Source organism: Bacteroides caecicola, from assembly GCF_023337095.1.
Classification (GTDB): Bacteria; Bacteroidota; Bacteroidia; order Bacteroidales; family Bacteroidaceae; genus Phocaeicola; species Phocaeicola gallinarum.
The window spans coordinates 127234-152146 of the sequence record NZ_JAMBLM010000008.1 but is presented as its reverse complement, the minus strand read 5'-3'; the positions used below and the strand labels follow the sequence as shown (position 1 = coordinate 152146).

The 24913-nt window shown below is 46.1% G+C and carries 15 protein-coding genes; 2 read left to right on the top strand and 13 right to left on the bottom strand.

All coding sequences use genetic code 11. The features are described from left to right. Nucleotides 1–5 precede the first annotated feature (5 nt). From M3085_RS09725 to M3085_RS09665, 13 genes are all read right to left on the bottom strand, one after another. Entirely contained in the window at nt 6–2426 is a 2421-nt protein-coding gene (locus tag M3085_RS09725; protein ID WP_249052896.1) for a sugar-binding domain-containing protein, read from the bottom strand. After that, nucleotides 2423–3211, bottom strand: coding sequence for a metal ABC transporter ATP-binding protein (locus tag M3085_RS09720; protein ID WP_249052895.1), 789 nt, complete (start codon nt 3209–3211; stop codon nt 2423–2425). Before M3085_RS09720 ends, M3085_RS09725 begins: the two co-directional genes overlap by 4 nt. A gap of 7 nt (nt 3212–3218) precedes the next feature. Further along, nucleotides 3219–4067, bottom strand: a complete 849-nt coding sequence (locus M3085_RS09715) for a metal ABC transporter solute-binding protein, Zn/Mn family (RefSeq protein WP_249052894.1) — start codon at nt 4065–4067, stop codon at nt 3219–3221. Nucleotides 4068–4348: 281 nt separating this feature from the next. Then, nucleotides 4349–5578 (bottom strand): glycoside hydrolase family 27 protein, encoded by a 1230-nt coding sequence (locus M3085_RS09710; RefSeq protein ID WP_249052893.1) that lies wholly within the window; start codon nt 5576–5578, stop codon nt 4349–4351. A 144-nt stretch (nt 5579–5722) separates the two neighbouring features. Further along, complete coding sequence (locus tag M3085_RS09705; RefSeq protein ID WP_249052892.1) at nt 5723–7126, bottom strand: DUF6055 domain-containing protein; 1404 nt, start codon at nt 7124–7126, stop codon at nt 5723–5725. 19 nt (nt 7127–7145) lie between these two features. After that, the gene (locus tag M3085_RS09700) at nt 7146–8891 is read right to left on the bottom strand and encodes a RagB/SusD family nutrient uptake outer membrane protein (protein ID WP_178256519.1); all 1746 of its coding nucleotides are present in this window, start codon (nt 8889–8891) and stop codon (nt 7146–7148) included. 17 nt (nt 8892–8908) lie between these two features. Further along, nucleotides 8909–12085: a SusC/RagA family TonB-linked outer membrane protein gene (locus tag M3085_RS09695; RefSeq protein WP_249052915.1), complete on the bottom strand. Its 3177-nt coding sequence runs from the start codon at nt 12083–12085 to the stop codon at nt 8909–8911. Between the two features lie 343 nt (nt 12086–12428). Continuing rightward, entirely contained in the window at nt 12429–13085 is a 657-nt protein-coding gene (mnmD, locus tag M3085_RS09690; RefSeq protein ID WP_249052914.1) for a tRNA (5-methylaminomethyl-2-thiouridine)(34)-methyltransferase MnmD, read from the bottom strand. Nucleotides 13086–13092: 7 nt separating this feature from the next. Further along, complete coding sequence (locus tag M3085_RS09685; RefSeq protein WP_178256518.1) at nt 13093–13554, bottom strand: YqaA family protein; 462 nt, start codon at nt 13552–13554, stop codon at nt 13093–13095. Continuing rightward, nucleotides 13530–14468: a hypothetical protein gene (locus M3085_RS09680; RefSeq protein ID WP_178256517.1), complete on the bottom strand. Its 939-nt coding sequence runs from the start codon at nt 14466–14468 to the stop codon at nt 13530–13532. The genes M3085_RS09685 and M3085_RS09680 overlap by 25 nt, the downstream gene beginning before the upstream one ends. A 12-nt stretch (nt 14469–14480) precedes the next feature. Then, a complete protein-coding gene (purD, locus tag M3085_RS09675) occupies nt 14481–15755 on the bottom strand; it encodes a phosphoribosylamine--glycine ligase (protein WP_249052891.1) in 1275 nt (424 codons plus the stop codon). A gap of 34 nt (nt 15756–15789) precedes the next feature. Then, entirely contained in the window at nt 15790–18006 is a 2217-nt protein-coding gene (locus tag M3085_RS09670) for a S9 family peptidase (RefSeq protein WP_249052890.1), read from the bottom strand. Between the two features lie 81 nt (nt 18007–18087). After that, the gene (locus tag M3085_RS09665; protein WP_249052889.1) at nt 18088–19536 is read right to left on the bottom strand and encodes a class I SAM-dependent RNA methyltransferase; all 1449 of its coding nucleotides are present in this window, start codon (nt 19534–19536) and stop codon (nt 18088–18090) included. 504 nt (nt 19537–20040) lie between these two features. Here M3085_RS09665 and M3085_RS09660 point away from each other — a divergent pair. Then, nucleotides 20041–23085, top strand: a complete 3045-nt coding sequence (locus tag M3085_RS09660; RefSeq protein WP_191710182.1) for a SusC/RagA family TonB-linked outer membrane protein — start codon at nt 20041–20043, stop codon at nt 23083–23085. Nucleotides 23086–23096: 11 nt separating this feature from the next. Next, complete coding sequence (locus M3085_RS09655) at nt 23097–24866, top strand: RagB/SusD family nutrient uptake outer membrane protein (protein WP_249052888.1); 1770 nt, start codon at nt 23097–23099, stop codon at nt 24864–24866. The last annotated feature ends 47 nt before the right edge of the window (nt 24867–24913 follow it).

Genomic DNA, 24913 nt, shown 5'->3' with positions numbered 1-24913 from the left:
AACACTTATTCTGCCGTCAGCACCACCTCAGCTCCTTTCAGCAGAGGCGAAGAGAAAGATACACGGATGGTTCCTTTTTCGCCCGTGGTCTGGATATACGCCAGCAAACGTCCGCGGAAAACCCGGTGGTGATTGTCGGTATAGTCGCTCATGTCACTGTTATTCGAGCCTTCCAATCCCAGCAGTCGGGCAGGACCTTCGATGCGGCAGGTGATGTCGTTGTCGCTGAGTTTCACTACCGTACCCTCTTTGTCTACTACCTCTACCGTGATGTGTGCAGTGGCTTTATTTGCCGAAAGATTACTGCGGTCTGCACGTGCCCGTAACGCATACGGATGCGTTGATGAACTTATGCGGTAGGACGAGGCAACACTACCGTTAGCGTTACACCCTTCTACCCATAGCGTTCCGGGGCGGTATGGAATGTCCCAAAAAATGATACCTGTCTTGTCATCGTAAGGCTTCATTTCGCCCACTTCTTTGCCGTCTAACAAGAGGCGGGCTTGTGGAGCATTGGTATAGCAAACTACGCGAATCAACTCGCCCGGTTCATAATTCCAAGTATCCCATGCGTCCATCGACAACCAGTTTTCTCCTTTACGGATGGGGTATGTACCAATATACGCCATCGGTTGTTCGCTCCACAGCGAGGCACGGAAATAACCGCGCGGTTTCGGGAAACTGCCGAAGTCGAGCAGCCCGGTATATAGCCCGCGTGAAGGCCAGCGTCCGGCTTCGCCCAAATAATCCGTCCCCGTCCAGAGAAATTGGCCGAAGATGAAATCCTTATCACGAACGGCGTGCCAAGCCTCGATGCCCACACCTGTTTCGCTTCCATAGATAACGCGGTCGGGGTAGGTGGCGTGGTCGATGTCATATCGGTTTTCGGTATAGTTATACCCCACTACGTCTACAGCTTCCGGATATTCCGTTTGGTTCGACATGACCACGCCTGCCAAAGCTCCGGTAACAGGACGCGAGGTATCGACGGCACGTACACATGCGGCAAGTCGTTTGGCAATGACACCGATACGCATAGCACTGGGAGCTTCAGGTTTGTATCCGCCGAACATGGGCTGATTAATGGTGGTTCCGTCCAGCACCGGATGTGAATACGGGTCGTTCGGGTAATCCACCTCATTGCCTATACTCCATAAGAAAACGCACGGATGGTTGCGGTCACGCCGTACCATGTCGGTCACGTCGCGCTCTATCCATTCTTCGAAAAAGTCGAAAGAGCCATCGTAACTTGGTTCGCCCACGTTCCATCCTTTTACCCATTTCCGTTTCGGGAACTCCCATTCGTCAGAAGCCTCGTCCATCACTAAAAATCCTAGACGGTCGCATAAATCGTAGAGTACAGGAGCTTGCGGATTATGGCTCATACGGATAGCATTGACACCGATTGCTTTCAGGTTTGTAAGGCGGCGTTCCCATACCTCCGGAGGAACTACCGCACCCAACACTCCCGCATCGTGATGCAGGCAAACCCCTTTCACCTTCATCCACTGTCCGTTCAGCGCAAAGCCCTTGTTGGCATCAAACTGAAGCGTACGCAGTCCGACATTTGTCTCGCAGCCATCAATACGTTCACCGTTGCGGTAGATTTCTGTTTTCAATGTATAAAGGTAAGGGTCGGTTAAGTTCCAGCGGTGTGGTTTCGGCACATTGAGCGAAACAGTCTGTTTGGTAATGCCTTTTGCATTGTCCGACAAGCGTGAACGGCGTTGGGCAACTTGTTTCCCCTCTGCATCGTATAAAGTAGCCGATACCTCCAGCCTTCCTTTTTCCGTTTCATGCTTTTTTACCTCCATGTCTACCGTTACGGTGGCACGCCGGTCGGAAATCGAAGCAGCTTGCCAAGCCACTCCCCACTGTGCGAAATGGGTTTGCGGAGCGGAAATCATCCAAACATCGCGGTAAATACCCGACCCCGTGTACCAGCGCGAATCGGCATACCGGCTGTGGTCTACGCGCACGGCTATTACGTTATCGCCTTCCTGCAAGTAAGGGGTAAGGTCGTATAGAAAAGAGATATACCCATTCGGACGTTTCCCTAACAGGTGTCCGTTCAAGTAAACCTCGCTCCGGTTATAAACGCCTTCAAAGTAGATATAGTGACGAGCCGCACGGTCTGTCACCGTGAAATGTTTACGATACCATCCGATGCCACCCGGAAGATACCCCGTACAGCTTGCCAGCGAAGGTGAGAGCTGTGCCTCGATAGACCAGTCGTGTGGCAGGTCAAGCCGGCGCCACTTCCCGTCATCATAATCGTTGCGCAGACTGAGTGAATCATCGGAAAGGCAGAACAGCCATCCGTCGTTGAACTTACGGGCATCGCCAAAAGAAACTTGCGCCCGTAGCGGCATCAGAGCAAGCATTGCGATAATGAGCAAAGCCGATGCAAAGAGTTTGTTTTTCATGCTTCTGTGTTTTTAAGGTTAGATGTATGGTTATGACATTTCAATACCCGGTGGGGCAGGTTGCCATGTCCTAATAAATCAATGGGACAACCGAAATGTTCTTCAATCCATTCGGTAGGGATTTCCGTGTCGGGATGATAATCCAACGTACCGTTTACACAAGCGATAGACTTTACGTTTTGAAGTACCGAACCAATGTCGTGGCTGACAAGGATAATTGCCCGCTCGCGGTTGATTTCTTCTAACAGTGCATACAGTTTAGCCTCGAAACGCTTGTCGATATACGTGTTAGGTTCGTCGAGTATGATTACTTGAGGGTCGGACACCAATGCACGCCCCAGTAAAGCCCGCTGGAGCTGTCCGCCGCTGAGTTGCCCGATAGGACGTTCTTCCAGCCCTTCCAGCCCCATGCGTGAGATAATCCGGCGGACCTGTTCATGCTGTTCTTTAGTGAACGGTCGGAACAACGATTTCTGCTTGTTAAGTCCGGAAAGCACCACCTCGTACACAGAGATAGGAAATTTCTTGTCAATGGAATTGTATTGCGGCAGATATCCCATGCTGATTTCAGGGACTTTCTTTCCCTCCTGAAAGAAATACACCTCTCCGGCAGACGGTTTGAGCAGTCCGAGGATAACTTTCATCAGCGTAGTTTTTCCGCCTCCGTTCGGACCGATTACGCCTAAAAAGTCATACTCATAAACAGTCAAGTCAATTTGCTCCAATACCGTTTTGCGGTCGTATGCAGCAGAGATTCCGGTTAGTTGGATAATAGGTCGGTTCATGATTGAATTATTTAACTAATGCTTGAGCTACTCCTACCATTTCTTTTTCCCATTCGTAACTGAGTGGATTGATAGATACAGTCTGCGCTCCTAATTCTTTAGCGATGACCTGAGCATTCCGAGTGTCAAACTCCTGTTGGACGAAAATAATCCGCACGCTGGCATTTCGAGCTTTACGGATAAGCTGTTGCAACTGTGCAGGAGAAGGCTCTTTCCCTTCTTCTTCTATGCAGATCTGCGTCAATCCATAATCGCGGGCGAAATAGGTCAACGCCGGATGATAAATAAGAAAAGCACTATCGGCTTGGGGTAACAAAGCCTTGATGGATTGGTCAGTGCGGTCGATACAAAGCATCACACTGTCTAATCGCGCCTGATAGTAAGAAGTATGTACTGTATCCAATTCGCATAAAGCCCGGCATATATTTCCGGCGATAACCCGCGCATTGCGAGTCGAATTCCAAATATGCGGTTCTATGGCAATTTTACTGTCGTGCGAGTGTCCTTGCATCAGTTCGACATTCTTTGAAGCATCAAAAACAAGCATATTAGGCACATTTGTTTTGATACGTTCCATCCATGCCTGTTCGAAACCGATATACCCGATACGCAAATAAGCTGCACTTTGGGAGAGCGCAATCAACTGTTGAGGAGTAGGGTCATACGTTTCAGGATTACTTCCCGCCGGCACCATGCTTACCACCTTATATTTATCTCCGGCAATAGCTTGTGTAAAAAATCGCAGAGGCTCGATAGTAACCGTCAGAACCGGTTTCTCGTCAGCCTGTTTCTGCTTGCTGTTACATGCCGTAAAACAAAGCAGACAGAGTATTATTATAGGTAAGAAGTATCTCATGCTTTAATGATTATATAAAAATTGTATTTGGGCAAAGATACATAAAACTCTCGGCTTTCTTTATATATCATTTATTGAAATCTTCTTGACCAGATAGCAAGTGCGCATGTTCTATTATTAAATAACGTCACTATATTTTATCATAAACATTTTGCACTTTTGTGTAAAAGTCATCAAAACGCAAGCCCATAAGTTCCTTAAAACATCCGTATGCGTTAAGCAACGCATACGGATGTTTTCACTATAAATGTTCAATGGTAGTTACTTTCCTATAAATGTATTTATTTCTCGGATAATCGTACCATAAGCACTCCGTGGGGAGGAATATCGCATACAGTATTTGCTTGGGTAGTACCGATGTTTTGATGTTTCCAAAGGTCGCGTATCGTATATTCTTTCTTATGAATATTCACTTGGTCGGCAAAGTAAATAGTTTGTTTGTGCCAGTCGTAGTTTAAATGCCATGTGGTTTCGGTACGATTCAAGAAGCAGACAGCAAGTTCACCGTTGGCAAGCGGTTTCGCCCAAATTTCTTTTTCTCCCATGTCCATAAAACGGCGTGCTTGTTGTCCCAATTTGTCTTGGTTGACAGATATGACTTCTTTGTTGGTTAGAATCTCTTTGGTTTCAGCATTCATTTTCCGTAAGTCATTGCCTGCCATTAAAGGAGTTGCTAACATACACCACATAGAAAAATGCGTAATGTATTCATCTTTTGTCATACCTCCGTTTCCGATCTCTAACATTTCGGCATCATTCCAATGTCCGGGACCGGCGTATGGATAAAGGTCTGCCATAATGTCTATGATATCTAATACACCGACACCACCCCAGTCGAATTTGCACTGGAAACAATCGCGAATGTCGGGAGTAACGCGCCACATGTGTCCGATACCTTTTCCCCATTTCCACGGTTGGTTTTCTCCCCATTCGCAGATACTGAAAACGATAGGACGACCACTTTGTTTGATTGCATCGCTCATTGTCTGATAAGCAGCTTGGGCGTTTTGACCTTCATTTGAGCACCAGTCATATTTTAAATAATCGATTCCCCATGCTGCATATTGGCGTGCGTCTTGAAATTGATACCCTCGGCTTCCCGGACGGCCTTGACAGGTGTAAGAACCGGCACAGGAGTATATTCCTAATTTAAGTCCGCGTGAATGAATGTAATCTGCAAGTGCTTTCATGCCGTGAGGGAAATGTTTCGGATCGGGGATGATGTTGCCTGTCGAGTCACGTCCTACCTGCCAGCAATCATCAATGACGATGTATTCATATCCCGCGTCTTTCATGCCCGATTCAACCATTGCATCGGCCATTTCTTTTATCAAATCTTCACTGACATTGCAACCGAATTTATTCCAACTGTTCCATCCCATTGGAGGAGTTTGAGCTAACGAATTAAAAATGGAGTCTGGGATTGCCTTTTCTTCTCCGAAGAACATTTGTGCGTGTACATTGCATCCAAGTAATAAAGCTATTCCTATGATCAAAGTTTTTAGTTTCATATTTATTGATTTGAAGTTAGTGTGAGGTTTTAAAACAGCAACTGTATCCGCCAATTCAGATAAAACTATCTTTTACTTGGACGGATACAGTCTTCGTTTTTACCAAAAGGTACTTACTAATACCCGAATCCTTAAATACAGAATTTATTGAATGGATGTATTAGTCAGTTTTACTTTATACGGCCATTGTGTCATTGGGAGTGCGCTCAGAGTCCAATGGTCGGTAGAAGGCCCTGCTGTGACTACAAGCCATAAGTAGGCCAGTTTCTGGTCTGAGGGAACAGTCCATGAAGCAGTACTCGTTTGATTGTAATAATCAGTACTTCCCGAAGTTCCTAAAACCGTTTCTCCGTCTTCCGTAACTCCTACGAACCCATATCGGTAATACGGTATATAGTACCACGCATTATCATATCCCGGACATCCGTTAGGCGCAACATCTTCGCCTTGTAAGCCTTTGAAGTCGGCTGTAACTGTTGTGCCCGCTTCGGGTACACTGAGTTTGATGACGTTGAAACCATAGTTCTCCGGACAGCGTTCGGCTTTTACTTGGTAATAACCGTCATCCTGAATATCCATGTACGGACTGAAATTTTCGAAAGAATTGGCAAAGGCACGTGTTTCATCATATACCCGTTCGAAGTCTAAATTTACCAAGTGACAATAACAATCAAACATCTCATCCACAAATTTATAATTCTCGCCTGCCTGATATCCCTTCATGCGCTGGTACGTTTGTACCGGGTCTTCGTAAGATAAACTTTGCCGATACATGTCGGCTATGAATGTTTGCCCGTTCTTTTCGCTCCAATATTCCAATACGTATGGTGAGCGGTAGATGTTTTCTTCGTGTAAGAAAGCCTTGTGCGTAGCCTGTTTGAAGGCGTCCCAATGGTATTGCTCTTCGGCTATCCAGTTCGGATTAACTTGCCATAGCATCCATTGCGAGGTCATTTCATAGAATCCGGCTCCTTGTCCGTCACCCCAGCATGAGCTTCCGTCGGCAATCATCTGAAGCTGGAAACTGTGTCCCAGTTCATGGGCAACCGTGTTCAGGTTTTCGTCCTGCAAGCGGTTGGGAGCTGCCCAGAATGCCCCTATGGTGTTGTCATACGTTCCGCCGTAAGCCGTACCTTCGAGTGAATACTGAATCATCACCATCATACGGTATCGTTCGCTAAGAGAACCTTCGTTGACAAAGTTCAGGTCATCTCTGTAAAAAGTATAAAACTGTTCGAGTTTGTTTTTGAGATTTTCTAAATCAACGTGCATGTCGTTTCCCTCTAATTGAGGCGGATTTGCCAAATCATCTCCGAATCCTTTTTCCCAAAAGATAGCCAAGTTATCCGTACATGCCATTCGGTTGTAACAGTAGGCAAACGTATCTACCCGCCAGTCTTGACCGGAATATTCTAACGGACGATAAAGTTCTTTTCCCTCGGGCAAAGGATACTGTTCGTTATACGAAACATGTTCGCTATAATCCGTACAAGAGAGTATCGCTGTACCTCCTATGATTGCGCTGATATATTTTATTAATGTTTTCATAATAATTCGTATGGTTAAATTATTCGTATGGTTGAGCGTCGATAGCCGGAGAGCGTCTTAATTCGTAGCGGGGAACAGGAAGCCAGTAATGTGCTTCAGCTCCGGCTACCCCTGCAAAGTTACGGGTTGAAACAGTATTCCCTGTATAATATTGTTTGTGTCCATCGGCGTATTTATAGATAACGATACCTGTTACAGGATGGCTATAACATTCTTCCATTTGTTTCCAACGGCGAAGGTCGAACCATCGTTGTCCTTCGAATACCAGTTCGGCTTGGCGTTCGTAATAATAAGCGTCCCAAATATCGTCACTTGCTTGTATTTCGGGCAAACCTACGCGGCGACGTACTTTGTTGATGTATTCTCGTGCGCCTTCTGCTCCTTCTATATTACCTAATTGGATTTGACATTCGGCATAGTTCAGATAGATTTCGGATAAGCGGATGAAGAACCACGGAGTAGTGTGCATTGTTGTTCCTGCCGAGTTATAGTTCGGATCGAGGAATTTACGCATAGAGTAGCCCGTATTGCTGGCATTCCAGTAATATTCTCCCTGATCGCTGTCTCTTCCGGCGGTTACACCCGATTCGCCGGGACGGAATACTTCGACTTCACGTCGGCCGTCTCCGTACCCCCACATATCTCCGTCAAGGATGAAAGCAGCGTAGAATCGAGGCTCACGACCTTTCCATGCATCGGGCATGTCGCCTGCCGCTGCCCAATATTCTGCCTGCGGAACGAAGTCGCTGCCGTCGGAGTTCTGGAAGAAATCGGCAATTTCTTGCGTTGGGTTAAAGTTCCCCCATCCTTGAAATCCGTTGCCGATACCGCAAGGAGCCTGATAGAGATAAGACATATTCTCGCCTGCTCCGTATTGAGGGTCGTATAGTTTTTCGAAGATGACTTCCGGATTCTCAGGATCAAGGAACAAAGCCCCGTATTCATCGCTTACGGTTTTGGGGTCGGTAACTACGTTGCTCGTATTGATATCCTGTAAGTGATATATGTTTAAATCGAATACGGCATGGGCAGCGTCGGCCGCAGCTTGCCATTTTTCAGGAGACGGCGTACCGAATAACGGACTTGCCTGATAAAGCAGCACTCTTGATTTCAAAGCCAATGCAGCCCCTTTGGTCGCCCGTCCGAAATCGCTGTTGTCGGGATAAACATCGGGGAGAAGAGAAGCAGCATCATCGCAATCTTTTACAATGAAAGCAGCCACATCATCCATATCGGCACGTGATTCTTCAAACTGATCGTTCAAACCGAATGTATGGTCGATGAGAGGAACACGTCCGTACAGACTGTATAACATGTGGTAATTCCAAGCTCTGAGGAATAAAGCCTGTCCTTTTTGCCAGTTTTTCCATTCTTCATCTCCCGGCACTTCATCAATGCGTTCCAAGAACAGGTTAATGCTTTTGATATAGCCGTAATATGTTCCCCATGGGTCCCACATGGTCTCATCCCAGCCGATACTATATGTATCGCAGTTTAGCAGGCCTTGTGTTACATTTTCAGAGCCGTAGGTATGTTTTTGATAAACCTCGTCTGTAAAATGAGCGAAACGAGTCCCTTTCATGGTTTCTGCCCATAGGTTGACGTATTGTGCGTTCAGGTAAGTTTCAGAAAGAGCGAGGTCGCTCCAGATTGCTTCATCAGAGAAAGAGTTGAGAGGTTCGACATCTAATATATCTGTACACGATGTGCTTCCCAAACTCATGCAAGCCAAAGCCAATGTATATAAGTAATGTTTTGTTTTCATGGTTGTCGATGTTTTTTTTAGAAAGTAATGTTAGTACCGAAAGTAATCATACGCTGTAACGGGTATGCCAAGATACCGTTTGAGTTGATTGCGTATCCGTTTTCATCTTTGGATGTGCCGACTTCGGGGTCACATATTTTCATTTTATCAAATGTAAACAAGTTGTTTCCGTTTACGTAAAAACGCCACTTTTGGATACCGATTTTCGAGGTGAGCGACTGAGGTAGGGTATAACCGATTTCCATTGATTTCAGACGGAGGAAAGCGGCGTTGCGGAGCCACCATGTAGAAGCACTTCCATTCCATGTATCACCGTAAGTCTGTTTGATGAAGGCTTTCGGCCAGCGGGCGTTCAGATTTTCTTCGGCAGTGTTTTCTGTGCGCCAACGTCCTTCGTAAAAGTCTGTTACCATATTCATGGTGGGTTGTACTAACTGTACGGCTTTAGCCTGTCCTTGAAAGAAGATGTTCAGGTCGATGCCTTTCCATGAACCGTTCAGTGTGAAACCGTAGATAATTTTCGGCGTTGCAGATGCGTTGATACGGATAGCGTCATCCCATGTAATTGTTCCGTCGCCGTTTGTATCCTGATAAATCAAGTCGCCGGGCGCGGCATTGTCCATGTGAGGCGTGTTGTCTACTTGTGCCTGATTCTGATAGATACCCAATGCTTTGTACAATACCAGTCCGTCTATCGGATTTCCCGTTGTCCGTTGCCATTCGGGGGTAGAAATAGCTTCGTCCATGTAAACTACTTTGTTTTCTGCGTATGTAAAGTTTCCGGTAATTCCCCATTCGAAGTCGCCGGCGCGGTCGTGATAAGAAGCCACGATTTCTACTCCCGAATTATTTACCTTACCTAAGTTTTCGGCAGGGAGCACCAATCCTGTATACGCCGGTATAGATGCGCTACGGGTAATTAATATATCGCTACGCTTGGATTTGAACCAGTCGAAATCCAATGTAAATTTACCGTTCAAGAACGAAGCCGAGAATCCGAGGTTGGTAGTGTTTGCTGTTTCCCATGTAACCAGCGGATTGGCCGTACGGGTTAGATAAAAACCTTTGTTAACCGCAGCGGCATCGCCCGTACCGAAGTAAGCTCCACTGTCTGCAAACGCATATTGTGAAAGATATTGGTAAGCAGTGATGTTGTCGTTACCCATCTGTCCCCATGAAGCCTTGAGCTTAAGGAAATCGATGTAAGGTTTCACCGGTTCGAAGAACTTTTCTTCAGAGATAACCCACCCCAAAGAGAATGACGGGAACAAGCCCCAGCGGTGTCCTTTGGCAAAGTTCATAGACCCATCGTATCGCATGGTTACTTCTGCCAGATATTTGTCCATGTACGAATAGTTTACACGTCCGAAGAAGTTTACACGTGCAGTTTTGTCTGAAGAACCGTTGTTGTCCTTATCAGCCGGTACGTCGCTTCCGGCAAATAAATCCATCAGCGTGTTCGACAAGAAGTTAGTACGATATCCTGACAGCGTGTGGTAGTTATATTTGCTCTGTTCGTAAGCTACAAAAGCATTTACTTTATGACTGTCGTTAAACGTACGTTCGTAACCGATACGGGCATTCAGGGTGATGGTCGAATAACGGGTAGCCCAGTCGTTCAGGCTGATTTGTCCCGTGTCAGAACGCCTGTTCTGATACTCTTGTGTAGCGTTGTCATAATAATAAAGGTCGTATGGCTGATTGATTTGTTTGCCATCGCTAAACGTATAGTCGATGGCGGCATATCCTTCGGCATACAGTCCTTTCGTGATAAAGTCAAGGTCGACATGCAGTAAAGGCTTGATGTTGATGACATTCGTCGTATAGTTATTCGACCCCGGCTGATCGGTTACCATGATTGCCGCATTACGGGTTACTCCGTCATAGCCTACTCGCGGCAGTCCGTTCGGGTAATAAGGCGCACTTCCGGGGAAGGTACTTAAGAAGTAAGTAAACAAATACGGAGTAGTATAAATTCCGCGTTGGCGCTGTTCCTGTCTGCCCAATATGTCTAAACTAAAACGTATCGACTTGTTTATTTGGGCATCGACATTAGACATCAGTTGGAACTGTTTGTAATCTTGTGCCGAGTTCTTATAAATCGCGTCCTGCCACATATATTGTGCGGAAGTGTAAAATGAAATTTTGTCTGTACCTCCGCTGATAGACAGGCTGTGCTGCGTTTTACCCGCCCAGTTTTTTGCAACCTCGTTCCACCAGTCTGTATCCGGATAATTAATCGGGTCATCATGGTTCAGATAATGTTGCAACACCTCATCGGAATATGTAATACCGGCCTGATCATGACGCGGGTCGGCATCATACTCATTTACATACGTAGCATATTGATATGCATTCAGCATTTCAGGGATTTTGGTAGGCTGGGAGATTGAATAACTTCCGTTATAGTTCACCGAAATTTTCCCTTCCTTTCCGCGTTTGGTGGTGACCAAGATAACACCGTTTGCCGCACGCGCTCCGTAAATGGCTGCCGATGCGTCTTTCAGTACGGAAATGCTTTCAATGTCTTCAGGATTCAGGTGACTGAACGAGCGGTCGGCAATACCGTCTACAACAATCAGCGGCGAAGTGCTTCCCAAAGTACCTTTACCGCGAATCAATATATCCGCATTGTCTTCACCCGGTTCTCCCGAACGGGTATTGGCTATGATACCGGCCGTTTTTCCGGCAAGTGTATTGGTCAGGTTTGCCGCTGCAACTTTTTTCAAATCCTCACCTCCTACTTGTGATACAGAACCTGTCAACGTGGCTTTCTTTTGCGTACCATATCCTACCACGATGACTTCATCCATAATCTCTGAATCTTCTTTCAGTGTGATTTTTTGTTTTCCACCTTGTAATTCTGCCGCCGATACCTCCTGCGATTTATATCCGATATAGCTGATTACCAGTGTGGCATTAGGCGATACGTTAAGGCTGAAATTTCCGTCGATGTCCGTAATCGTTCCGTTTGTAGTACCTTTTTCCATCACGTTTGCCCCGATAATCGGTGTACCGTTGGCGTCTGTTACATTACCTTTTACTGTTCTGTTTTGTTGAGTAATTTCCGAGACTTGAGTCATGCTTTCTTCAGAATATGCCATTGCGCTGAGAGTACAGGCAGAAAGCACGATGCAAGCAGTGGTTTTCATGAATGCTTGACAGAAAAGCATTCGTTTTAGTTGTGTTTTCATCATAAGTAAGGCTTTTAATGTGATTTATACTTGCATTATGTGTTTTTCACGCACTTGCAAATTTAAATTTATACAGTTGCTTTTTATGACAAAATCGTCCGTTTTGATAGAAAAATCGTCTATTTTGATGAGATATTCCTCTTTTGTAGTCGTTTTATTTCTTTGTATTGATGCCCGGTAAAAAATAGAGAGGATAATTGCAGCTTTTATGCGTAATGAGCTTGTTTTCAGCTTTATCCGGTTTTGGGGGAAGTATGAAAAAACGCTACCCATAGAACAGGTAAGTTCTATGGGTAGAATCGGACAGTTCTACCGCATGTGTTGGCCGACACTAACGGTAGCCTCATGCTTTGACGGCACGCAATATTTCCCGCTTTCCTCCCGGAGGACCGGGCAAGCGCTCTACTGTAAATCCGGCGGATTGCAGCATACGGCGCACGACTCCTTTGGCGCAATAGGTGGTTAGGATTCCTCCGCGGTTGGTCTGGCGGAATAGAGTTTCGAACAGAGGCTGACTCCACATTTCAGGTTGTTTTTCGGGAGCAAATGCGTCGAAGTAAATTACATCGTAATTGTCTTCAAAATGATAAGTCGTGAAGTCGGTTTCTATTTTGCAAAGTGTGAAATGGGGAGAAATGGAAACCGGGATGTTCCACTCGGCTTGGTGGAGAGCATAATAACTTGCGGCATGTTCGGGCGCGATGTGTTCGGGATAGTTCAGGCTGCGGACGACGCTTTCGGCAAGGGGATAGCGTTCGAGGGTTGTAAACCGTATGCTGCGTTTGCTTCGTTCGGCTTCCAACTGTGTGAGAAATGCGTTTAGTCCCGTCCCGAATCCGATTTCGAGTACGTGAGGGGCAGAAACCGCGGAATGTTTCAACCCCATATTAATAAATATGTGTTCCGATTCGGTGAGTGCCCCTTTTACGGAATGATAATGTTCGTTCAGTTCGGGAACGAAAAGCGTATTGCTGCCGTCGGCAGTTTGTTCGATTTGTATCATGAGGCTAAAATAATTTATAAATGCCCAAAGCTGTAGCCACGAGGATGGTGTAACGTCCTAATTTGCCAATGCTCATCGAGAGGGTTACTATCCAGACGTTGGCTCGCATGAGACCTAAAACAATCAGGATGGCATCGCCGATAACGGGAAGGAAAGAGAATAGAGCAATCCATGAACCGCGTCCGTGGATAAACCGCTTGGCACGCTCCATTTGCTTTTGGTCTACTTTGAAATATTTCTCTATCCATTCCATTTTCCCGAGGTGACCTATCCAGTAGCAAGTCAGGCCTCCCAAAACATTTCCTGCCGTAGTAGCGAGTGTAGAACCTACCGGGTCGAGTCCGAATCCGATACATGCCAATAATACGGCTTCGGAACTGAAAGGAAGAATTGTTCCCGCCAAGAAAGCGGATATGAACATTCCCCAGTATCCCCAGTCGGTCATGAATTGAATAAATGCGTCCATAAGTTGAATAAGAAAAGCAATCCCCACAGTGAGAGCACTACGGGTAGGAAGATGCGGGTGAAACGGTTGAATGTAAGTGCCAGCAAATGTCCGCTGGTGATGCTGCCCGTAATGAGCAGTATCGGAAGAAGTGCATTCAGGTGCTGAGGCTGTAAAACGGTCAGCAGCAGGATGCCTCCGCCTATCGCAATCAGGCTGCGCAACAGGATACGGGTTTGTACTTTATCCTGATAGGTATGCGTAAGACTTTGGGTACTGCTTACGGCGGTTATTACAGCGATTGTTGCCCATGAGATGATTTGTGATAGTGTGAGTGCGGAATAATCGACAGGCATGAAATGTATCACTTCCACTAAGGGGGCGTAGGTTACTTCTGGCGTGTGTGTAATGTAAAGATGATAGCAAAGCAGCATGAGGTAAGGCACGCATAACCCCATAAGTCCGGCAAAAAACGTGCGCCAGTTGAACGAGCGCAGGCTGCCCATTAAGATGTAGAATAGCGGGATGAAATACATGATATGCGGCATAAACAAGCTGCCGATGCTCATGCAAAGGAAAGCATGAAATATCGTTGTTGAGGCATACCGCGATTCATAGCTTTGGAATAAGCTATATATCGCAGCCAAGAAGAGCAAGGGAACCCACGTTTGTGTAGAGAAAGAATAAAGGAAAGGACAGGCTGCGAAAAAAAGCATGAACATGGCGGGAGGGAATGCGGTACGTGTACGTATCAGGGCAAACGCCGTATTCATTTCGATTAGCATATACGCCATGACCGCACATACGCCAAGTGTGATTCCGTCTGTCAGCTGTTTGGTATTTATCAGGCAGACAATCACAGCCAGTAGGATAGCAGCGGGAAGCGTGATTCTTCCCGTTGCTATGCGGTATTGAAATTTGTTTCTTCCAATCATCAATAGAGTGGGTTAGAGGTCGAACCCGATGTCTGAACGGAAATATTTCTTTTCGAACTGAATCTTTCCGGCGTTGTTAAACGATTGTGCCAATGCCTCTTCTTTGTTCGACCCGTATGAGCTGACGGCGATAACACGTCCTCCGGCTGTAACTACCTGTCCGTCTTTCAAGGCTGTTCCGGCATGGAATACGATGCTGCCTCCGGCTTTTGCCTCTTCAATGCCCGTCATGGGGAATCCTTTTTCGTAGGCTTCGGGGTATCCGCCCGATACCAACATCACGCAAACAGCAGCGCGCGGGTCGATTTCCAGTGTCTTTTCGGCAAGGTTTCCTTCGGCAACCCCTTCCAAAAGGTCAACCAAATCGCTCTTGATGCGGAGCATTACGCTTTCTGTTTCGGGGTCTCCCATGCGTACATTATATTCGATGACCATCGGTTCGCCTTTCACGTTTATCAGTCCGAAGAAGATAAAGCCTTTGTAGTCGATTCCCTCGGCAGCCAATCCTTCTACTGTGGGACGGATGATGCGGTTTTCTACCTTTTTCATCCATTCGGTATCGGCAAACGGAACCGGAGAAACCGAACCCATGCCGCCGGTGTTCAGTCCTTTGTCTCCCTCGCCAATGCGCTTGTAATCCTTAGCTTCGGGAAGAATTTTATAGTCTTTTCCGTCGGTCAATACGAATACAGAACATTCTATACCGCTTAAAAACTCTTCAATAACCACGGTTGCCGAGGCATTGCCGAACATTCCGCCCAACATTTCCTTCAGTTCTTTCTTGGCTTCTTCAAGCGTAGGCAGAATCAATACACCTTTTCCGGCGCACAGCCCGTCGGCTTTCAGTACGTAAGGAGCTTCCAGAGTTTCAAGAAATGCCAATCCTTCTTCCAAGTTATCAGCCGTTACGCTTTTATATCCGGCTGTGGGGATGTTATGACGTTGCATGAAGCCTTTGGCAAACTCTTTGCTTCCTTCCAGTACGGCGCCCGCTTTCGATGGACCGATAACGGGAACATGCTTCAGCGCTTCATCGTTTTTGAAATAATCGTAGATACCTTTTACCAGCGGGTCTTCCGGTCCTACCACTACCATGTCGATGCCGTTGCTCGTAACAAACTGTTTGATTGCGGCAAAGTCATCGGCTTTGATAGCAACATTTTCGCCCACTTCAAGCGTTCCGGCGTTTCCCGGAGCGATGTATAGTTTCTCGATTTTCGGACTTTGTGCGATTTTCCATGCCAATGCATGTTCGCGTCCGCCTGAGCCTAAGAGTAAAAGTTTCATAAGTATGTTGGTTTAAAAGTAAAGTTTCTTGTTGTTATTTCTTTTTTAAGTGGTCTTCAAAGTAGCGCGTAATGTGTTCGTGCAAATGTACGCGGTCTCTTCCTACCATGTTATGTCCGTCTTCCGGATAAACAAAGAAGTCGGGATGGGTTCCTGCGTCGATACATGCACGGAGGAACGTATAGCTATGTTGGGGAACGCAGGTAGGATCTGTTCCGCCGATAATGATTTCCAGCCGTCCTTTCAGATTGCCTGCCTTCTGCTTCAAATCAGAGCCTTTGTAACCTTCGGGATTGGTTTGCGGAGTGTCCATGTAACGTTCGCCGTACATTACTTCGTAGAATTTCCAGTCGATAACAGGACCTCCTGCCACACCTACCTTAAAAATGTCGGGATAGGTAAGCATCAGATTGGTAGTCATGAATCCTCCGAAGCTCCATCCGTGTACGCCGATGCGTTCGCCATCTACGTATGATAGGGATTTCAGAAACTCCACACCTTTTACTTGGTCTTTCATTTCTTCTACTCCCAAATGACGGAAAGTACAGTTTTCAAATTGCAGACCTCGGTTATCGCTTCCCCTGCTGTCTACGGTCAGCATTACATAACCTTCCTGAGCCATGTATAAGTCCCATCCGCGTGCATCGTAGAAGCGGGTATTGTGAATGAGTTGGGCATGAGGGCCACCGTATACATAGATTATTGCCGGATATTTCTTGTTCGGGTCGAAATTCACCGGTTTGATGAGGCGGTAATATAAATCCGTAGTCCCGTCTGCCGCTTTGATGGTTCCTACACTGATTTCGGGCAGGTTGAACTGTTCGCGCATCGGGTCGGTGGCAGTCAGCAGCGTAACGCCTTTCTTCCCGTTGGTAGGCAGGATGCTGATTTCGCGTGCCACTTCAAACGAGGTGAAATTATCTATCAAGTATTTTCCGCTTGCCGATAATTTGGCGCGGTGTGTGCCGTCTGTTCTTCCCACCGGCGTACGTTTTCCCGTCTTCACGTTTACGGCAAAGATATTGGTTTGCAGGGGAGACACCTCCGTGCTTGCAATGATGACTTCTTTCTTATCCGGATTGAAGCCAACGATGTCTTGCACCAACCATTCGCCTTGCGTCAGTTGAGTAGTTTTCAGCGATTCGCTTACAGAACCGTCATAGCCTTCCCGTCTTTGCTGGGCAGGCGACAGAATTGTTTTCGTATCCATCAGATACAGATGATGGAAACCGTCGCGCTGGCTCCAGTAGATAAATTTCGTGTCGTCCCACGGTAAGAATACGATGGGATGTTGAGGCTCTACGTATTTGGGATGCTCTTCTTCGTATAACACACCTTCTTTCTCTCCGCTTGCCGCGTTGTAGCGAACCAGTTGTGCGTGGTTTTGGTCGCGGTTCAGTTCGATAACATAGACGCTCTGTTCGTCGGGCGACCAACTGATGTTGGTAAAATAGCGGTCAGTCGGGTCGCCTGCTTTCAGATAAACAGTTTTCGCTGTCTTTACATTATATATACCTACGGTTACTTTATGGCTCGTCATACCTGCCATCGGATATTTGTCCGGCTCAAGCGTGGCGATGCGCGTAGAGGTATTTACTTGCGGATAATCCGTCACCATGCTTTGGTCCATGCGGTAGAAAGCAAGATATGTTCCTTTGGGACTCCAGAACGTGCCTTTCATGATACCGAATTCGTTGCGGTGAACCGACTGACCGTAAACCACGCCTTCTTCCGTTTCGTTCGGATTGATTTGCGTACCGTCAACAAACAGGCTGTTTCCTATGGTGTAAGCCGTATGGCTATTTGCCGGGCAGAAGTCAGGGTTTGCCGGTTCTTTTTCTTTGCCGAGCTGCGTACACAGACTGATGTCCTTGCTTCCGAAGTCATATACAACAGAATGACGGTCGTGTCGGAAATAAATCTTTTTTTGTTCCGCCCACGGAAAATACACACTCATCAGCGAGTAAAGCGGTTTTAGCCCTTTCGATTTCAAGGCATCATTCACCTCTTCCAGCGTAACGAGCGTGGTTTCTTCGCCACTCTTTACGTCTACCGTCTTTATGTCTTCCACGTCGGCGCGTACACATACATCGCCCCACCAGTCCAGCCCCGGCATGTTCTTCGGAGTCAGATTAAAGTAATTAGCTCCCCCCGGAATCACGTCTTCCAGCGTGTACGGGCTTTTCTCTTGGGCAGATAAAGCAAATGTAGTCATACAGTATAAAACGAAAAGTTGGAATATACGTTTCATTTTGATTCGTTGTTTGGATTGATGTTTTTGAAGATTCGGGCAGACTCGTGAGCCTGCCCTTACCCGATTAATTGTTGTTTGTTATTCATCGCTTTTATCCGTCTGTCTGCGCCGATGTATGTATTGCGGAACATTGGGCTTGCGGCGGCGTCCTTCCGATGACGGACGGAAATCCCTGCGGCGTTCTTCACGGGAATCATCTCTGCGGCGTTCCTCGCGGGAATCATCCCTGCGGCGTCCTCCGCGTGAGTCATCCCGTCGGCGTTCGTTGCGGAATCCGTCGCGGCGCTCCCGTTTGCCGTATTCCACCTTTTCACCGCGCCGGCGAGGACGGAACGATGCTTCTTCACGCTTAGGCTTGAATTCTTCACCCTCATGTTCCGTGCGGAATTCCTTGTATTTGCCGTCGAATATTTGATATTTACGGAACTGACACTCCAATGCACCGTTAAACAGAGGCACTTTCACCGATGGTTTCAGCCCGATTTGGTCGAAACACTCATCGCGATAACTCAAAATCCAAGCATCGTTGCCCACGAAAGCATGTTTCAACCGTTCGCCTATCATCTGATACAAACCCAACAAGTCGTTTGCCGAGATGCGTTCACCGTAAGGCGGATTCGTGATGATGATACTCTTTTCGGTCGGCTGTTCAAACTGCTGGAACGGCTGGATACGCAATACAACGTCTTTGCTCACTCCCGCCGCCTTTACGTTATGCGTGGCTATTTCGTTCGCTTTCGGGTTATTGTCGTATCCGTAAATCTTGTGTGTAAATTCGCGTTCCTTCGAGTCATCATTATAAATGTTGTCGAAAAGTTCTTGGTCGAAGTCTTTCCACTTCTCGAATCCAAATTCTTTGCGGAAAACCCCCGGAGCAATGTTTCGGGCTATTAAGGCAGCCTCAATGGGGATAGTACCCGACCCGCACATCGGGTCAATCAGGTCGCATTCGCCGCGCCATCCCGTCATCAGAATCATTCCTGCCGCCAGTACCTCGTTTAGCGGAGCTTCTACCTGCTCTTGGCGATATCCGCGCCGGTGCAGCGATTCGCCCGAACTGTCCAGCGAAAGCGTACACTGGTTTTCAGCAATGTGTATGTTAATCGCCAAATCCGGGTTGTTGATGCGTACCGACGGACGGTTGCCCGTACGTTCGCGGAAGTAATCCACGATGGCATCTTTCACCTTGTATGCTACGAATTTAGAGTGTCGGAACGTTTCTGAGAACACTACGGCATCTACTGCAAAGCTGTCGGTGTTGTTGAGAAAGTCCGTCCATTCGATACTTTTTACCGCGTCGTATACTTCGTCTGCGTTTTGAGCTGTAAAATGTTTGATAGGTTTTAAGATGCGGATTGCCGTGCGTAAGCAAAAATTTGCGCGATACATCATTTCTTTATCTCCGGTAAAAGAAACCATGCGGCGTCCGATTTCAATGTTGTCGGCTCCTAATTCAGTGAGTTCTTGTGCCAACACCTCTTCCAGTCCCTGAAAGGTTTTGGCGATAAGCTCAGATTGTTGATTCATTTCAATTAAATTACGTAATTTCTGTTTGACGATGCAAAAATAGAAATTTCCGCTCAGCTAATCAACTGTTTGAAAGTGTTTTTAAATACGCGGTTTAAATTTAGCCGGCTATTGGGGCGCGCAGACATTAGTGCTTTATTTTATGCGGATAAGTTCTTTCCATTCGGACTATGTTTCATGCGCTGATCGGATTTCTCATTTTCCTCTTGTGTTGAGCTGCAAGAGCCTGTTTTAAATTTTCCGATAAAGTGATTTCATCCGCCCTTTTTTTAGTTTGTTACCTGTCTTTTTTCCTGTTTTCACTCGTCAGATAGCCCGCTATTCAGAAAAACAGACCGGAAACAATTCTCAAACTGTGGCAGAGCAAAAATTTGTACGACAGGCTTTGAAAAAGGAAAATTTAAAGCGTTTCTGTAATAATTTTATTCTTAAAATTTTAGGTTTTATAAAAAACATTATATTTGCGACGATTAAAATATTAACCATTATCAACACTGATTTACTATGAGTTTAAAAACATGTTTCTCAGAGAGTAGTTGCATTTTATTGGCGAGTGCTTTATTCTGCACGTCTTTGCCTGCTTTTGCAACCTCTTCCTCAGCTGGTGCAAACTTGACAATTCAACAACAAGAGCAGAAATTGAAAGGACAAGTCATTGATGCCAAAACAGGCGATCCTGTTATCGGAGTAAATGTACTTGTTAAAGGAACTGCAACCGGAACGATTACAGACATTGACGGAAAATACGAGTTAAGTGCTCCCGTTGGTTCCATCCTCCAAATTTCTTTTATAGGTTATAAGACCGTAGAGATAAAGGCTACAGCCACCGAACAAACCGTCCAACTGCATGAAGATGCAGAAACACTGGACGAAGTTATCGTGGTAGGTTATGGTGTACAGAAAAAGGAGAGTTTGACGGGTGCCATGTCTACGTTGAAAGACAACAGGCTGAAAGATATTACTACGCCGACCGTTGAAAACATGTTGAATGGCAAGGTTTCCGGAGTATATGTAGCGCCGGGATCAGGACAACCGGGTTCTAACGGGGCTGTGCAGATTCGTGGACGTGCCACTCTGAGCGGCAGCACCTCTCCGCTGTGGGTTATTGACGGCGTGATTGTTGGCGAAGACCCCGGTGTGTTAAATCCGTCGGATATTGAAAGCATGACTATATTAAAAGATGCTGCTTCTACTGCTATCTACGGTTCACAGGGTGCCAATGGTGTCATTATTGTGACAACCAAGATGGGAAAAAGTGAAAAAATGAAGATAAACGCTTCTGTTAAGTTGGGTGTGAGTACAATGACCAACGGAAAGATGGAAGTAATGAACGGAGCAGAACTATACGATTATTATGCATCTTTTCCCAATCAAGAAGATATCAAATTCTCACGTTGGAATCCTGATTTGAGAAATTCCAACTTCGACTGGGGGGAATTGGCTTCACAAGCAGGATTTACTCAAGACTATAACATCTCTTTATCAGGAGGAAGTGACAAAATGAGTTCTTATTTCTCATTGGGATATTATAGCGAAGAAGGAACTGTAAAGGGATATAAGTACGACCGGTATAGTTTCCGTTACCGCTCTAACTATAAACCATTTTCTTGGTTGACCATAAAGCCGAACATCTCAGGTTCGATGAAAAACACAGATGACTCTCAGTACGACTATACTGCCAAATATACCATGTTCCCGTGGGATAGTCCGTATGATGAAGAGGGTAATTTGGTTCCCGACCGATACAGTGGATGGGTGGATAGTTCTGACTTGAATTACCTGAACTCCATTTCTTACGGAAATCATACTACACGGAAAACCTACGAATTTTCCGGTAATTTCGACTTTGATATCAGATTTACCGACTGGCTGACTTTTACTTCGGTCAATAACTATCGTTGGACGGGATATTTCCAGTCTATCTATACAGACCCCCGTACAGACAGTGCTTCCGGAGTGCAAGGACGTGTAGAGGAAGAACAAACCAATTATATACAGCGCTACACTAACCAGTACCTGACTTTCAACAAGATGTTTGGAAAACACTCCGTACAAGCATTGTTGGCTTATGAGTTTATGGATACTTCATCCAAAGTAATCAATGCCAAAGGTACCGGTATCGTTTCCGGATTTGAGGTGTTGGATGCCACTGCCACTCCCGAATCAGTAGGAGGAAGTCTTACCGAATGGGCAAAACAGTCTGTATTTGCCAAAGTAAATTACAACTATGATAACCGTTATCTTGCCGAAGCATCTATCCGTCGAGACGGTGCTTCTAACTTCGGTGACGACAAGAAGTATGGTAATTTCTTCTCAATCAGTGCCGGATGGAACATCAACCGTGAGAAATGGTTCAAGGCTGATTGGGTAGATGTATTGAAGCTGCGTGCCTCTTACGGTTCGGTAGGTAATGTGCCGTATTCTAAATATCCGCAATATGGTTTGTATTCCGTATCTTCTAATTATAACGGTATTCCTGCCATCCTCATCAGTCAAGTAGGTAACAAAGACTTGACATGGGAGCAGACTTATACAACCGGAGTAGGTATTGATGCCAACTTCTTCGATAACCGTTTGCGCTTGGTATTCGATTATTACAACAAATACACCTCTAACATCTTATATCAAGTCCCGGTTTCCGGACTGACTGGTATCACCAGCCGTTGGCAGAATGTAGGAGAGATGCGTAACTCCGGTATCGAAGTAACCATTGGAGGTGACATTATCCGTACCAAAGACTGGTTATGGAGCCTTGACCTGAATATGGGTTATAACAAAAACAAGTTGGAAAAACTGTATGGCGATGACCCGAACATGATGATTATCGGCGGCGGTGGAAATGATACTACAATAGCCGGAGCAGCCGACAAGGTATTGAAGGTGGGTTATAGTACCGACAGATATTATTTGCGTGAGTGGGCAGGGGTTGACCCGAAAAACGGAGCTCCTTTATGGTACAAGAACGATGGCAGTGGAGAAACAACCAGCAATTACTCTGAAGCAAAACAAGTAATGACAGATGCCACATCGCCTAAGCTGTTTGGTGGATTCAATACTTCTTTGGTTTGGAAGAACATAGATTTGAATGCTTCATTCGGATTTTCACTTGGTGGCAAAATCTATAACTATTCACGTCAGGAATACGATTCAGACGGTGCGTATACAGACCGTAACCAGATGAAACTGATAGACGGATGGTCACGCTGGGAAAAAGAAGGCGATATTGCCACACACCCTGTTGCGTCTTACGGTAACAGAAGCAATTCAAACAAGGCATCTACCCGTTATCTGGAAGATGGAGATTACCTGAAACTGCGTTCTTTGTCTATCGGTTATAACTTAGACCTGTCTAAGTATTACATTCAGAATATGCGCATCTACTTTACAGCCGAGAATGTGTTTACCATTACGGGATTCTCCGGTATTGACCCCGAAGTTCCTGCTTACTATGATTCAACAACCGGTACATACAAATCAATCGGTACTGCAGGAGCAGACCTTTATCCGTCTACACGCAAATTCATGTTCGGTATTAATCTAACCTTCTAATTCGCAATTTTATGAAAAAGATAACTTCAACCATACTTTTATCCCTCGCTATCACAGGAGGAGCGCTTACTTCTTGCGACATAGACCGATTCCCTAACAGTTACATGGAATCAGACCAAGTGTCAGACAACCAAGAGGTACTATTTGACAATATGCTTAATGGCATGTACGCACAGTTGAAAACATGGTCAGACCCGATGCACCGTCTGGGTGAATATGCCGGCGATAACATGATGATTCGCGGCTCTTCTACCGATGCTTTTTATGAATTTATCACTTATTCGCGTACGCCGGACAATTACCGTTTGCAGAACTTCTGGGACTACGGATACAAGGCGATTGCACAGGCTTCAAACATCATCAATATGGCGAAAGAGACCGACGATGCAGAATTTAACAGCAAGTTGGGAGAATGTTACTACGTGCGCGGTATGATGTATTTCTATCTCTGCCGTGCTTTCGGACGCCCGTATTACCAAGCACCCGACAAGAATCTCGGAGTACCTATCGTTAATGGAACTCCCAGCGAAGACGAAATCGGGAACTTGTCTTTGCCGGACCGTTCTACTGTGAAAGAAACCTACCAGCAAGCCATTAATGACTTGCGTACGGCAGAAAAATTGATTACCACTTCGTTTTCAAGTCCCGACTATGCCTCTAAGGAAGCAGCCCAAGCCATGCTGTCGCGCGTATATCTGTACATGAGCGGAACTTATGAAAATCCGAACAGGGAATATGCTGATTCGGCAATCTATTACGCCGACCGTGTGATTGAATCGCCCGATTTCCATCTTGTTTCCCGTGAAGACTATATGAAGTCTGCCCGGACAATGCCTGAAAACTATTCCGAAGCAATCTTTGTCATCAAGCGTCTGGCAGCCGACTTCCCCGGTTCAGATTACTATTATGGTATCGGAGGTATGTACTCCAACATCGGGGGTATGGGATGGGGCGAAATGTACGCCAGTGCCAAATACCTTGAATTGTTAGACGAAACCAAACGTAACGACTGGAGAAATGGTGATGCAGGAATCGTAGACGCACGTGCCAAATTTATCGAACCGCAATATATTACGGACGATAACGGAGATTACACCGAAGTATTGCGTTTCATCACTCCCAATGCAACCGGTACGGGATATACTTACGTACAGCTTCCGGTCAATGCAAACAAAACGCAATGTAGTGAGGGGGATAAAACTTATCCCATTACGCTTTCTTCGGACAGAACTCCCGAAGAAGAGTATTACACCATCAATTATAACGGAGCAACATACACCGGTGTAATCGACTATCAGATTGCTTTGAACAACGGTTATCCGATGTTCTATATCACCAAATGTTCGCGTGAAGACGGATTGGAGTCACAACTCCATTCACCCATCATCTCCCGTTTGGATGAAATGTACCTGAATCGCGCTGAGGCATACGTGAAGAAAGGCTTGCTTGAAGAAGCAAGAGCCGATGTCAATATGATACGTGAACGTGCCATCAATGCAGAAGCCGGATACGACCAAGCAACCTTTGCTGCTGATGCCGCTAACTTGGTGGACAAGGAACGTCAGTTGGAAATGGCTTATCAGGCAGAGCGTAGCTATGACGTGTTCCGTAACGGCGGTACGCTGACCAGACGCTATCCCGGTCCGCATCCTATTGATGACGTACCTGCTACCGATTACCGTGTGACTTATTACATCCCGCAGACGGCTATCAACTCTTATCCGAGCGGAAGTACATTGACTCAGAATCCGACAAGTGACAGCGGAGTAATCGACAAGTGACAGCGGAGTAATTCTTAATTAATCTGATAACATTTTATACGGGCTGC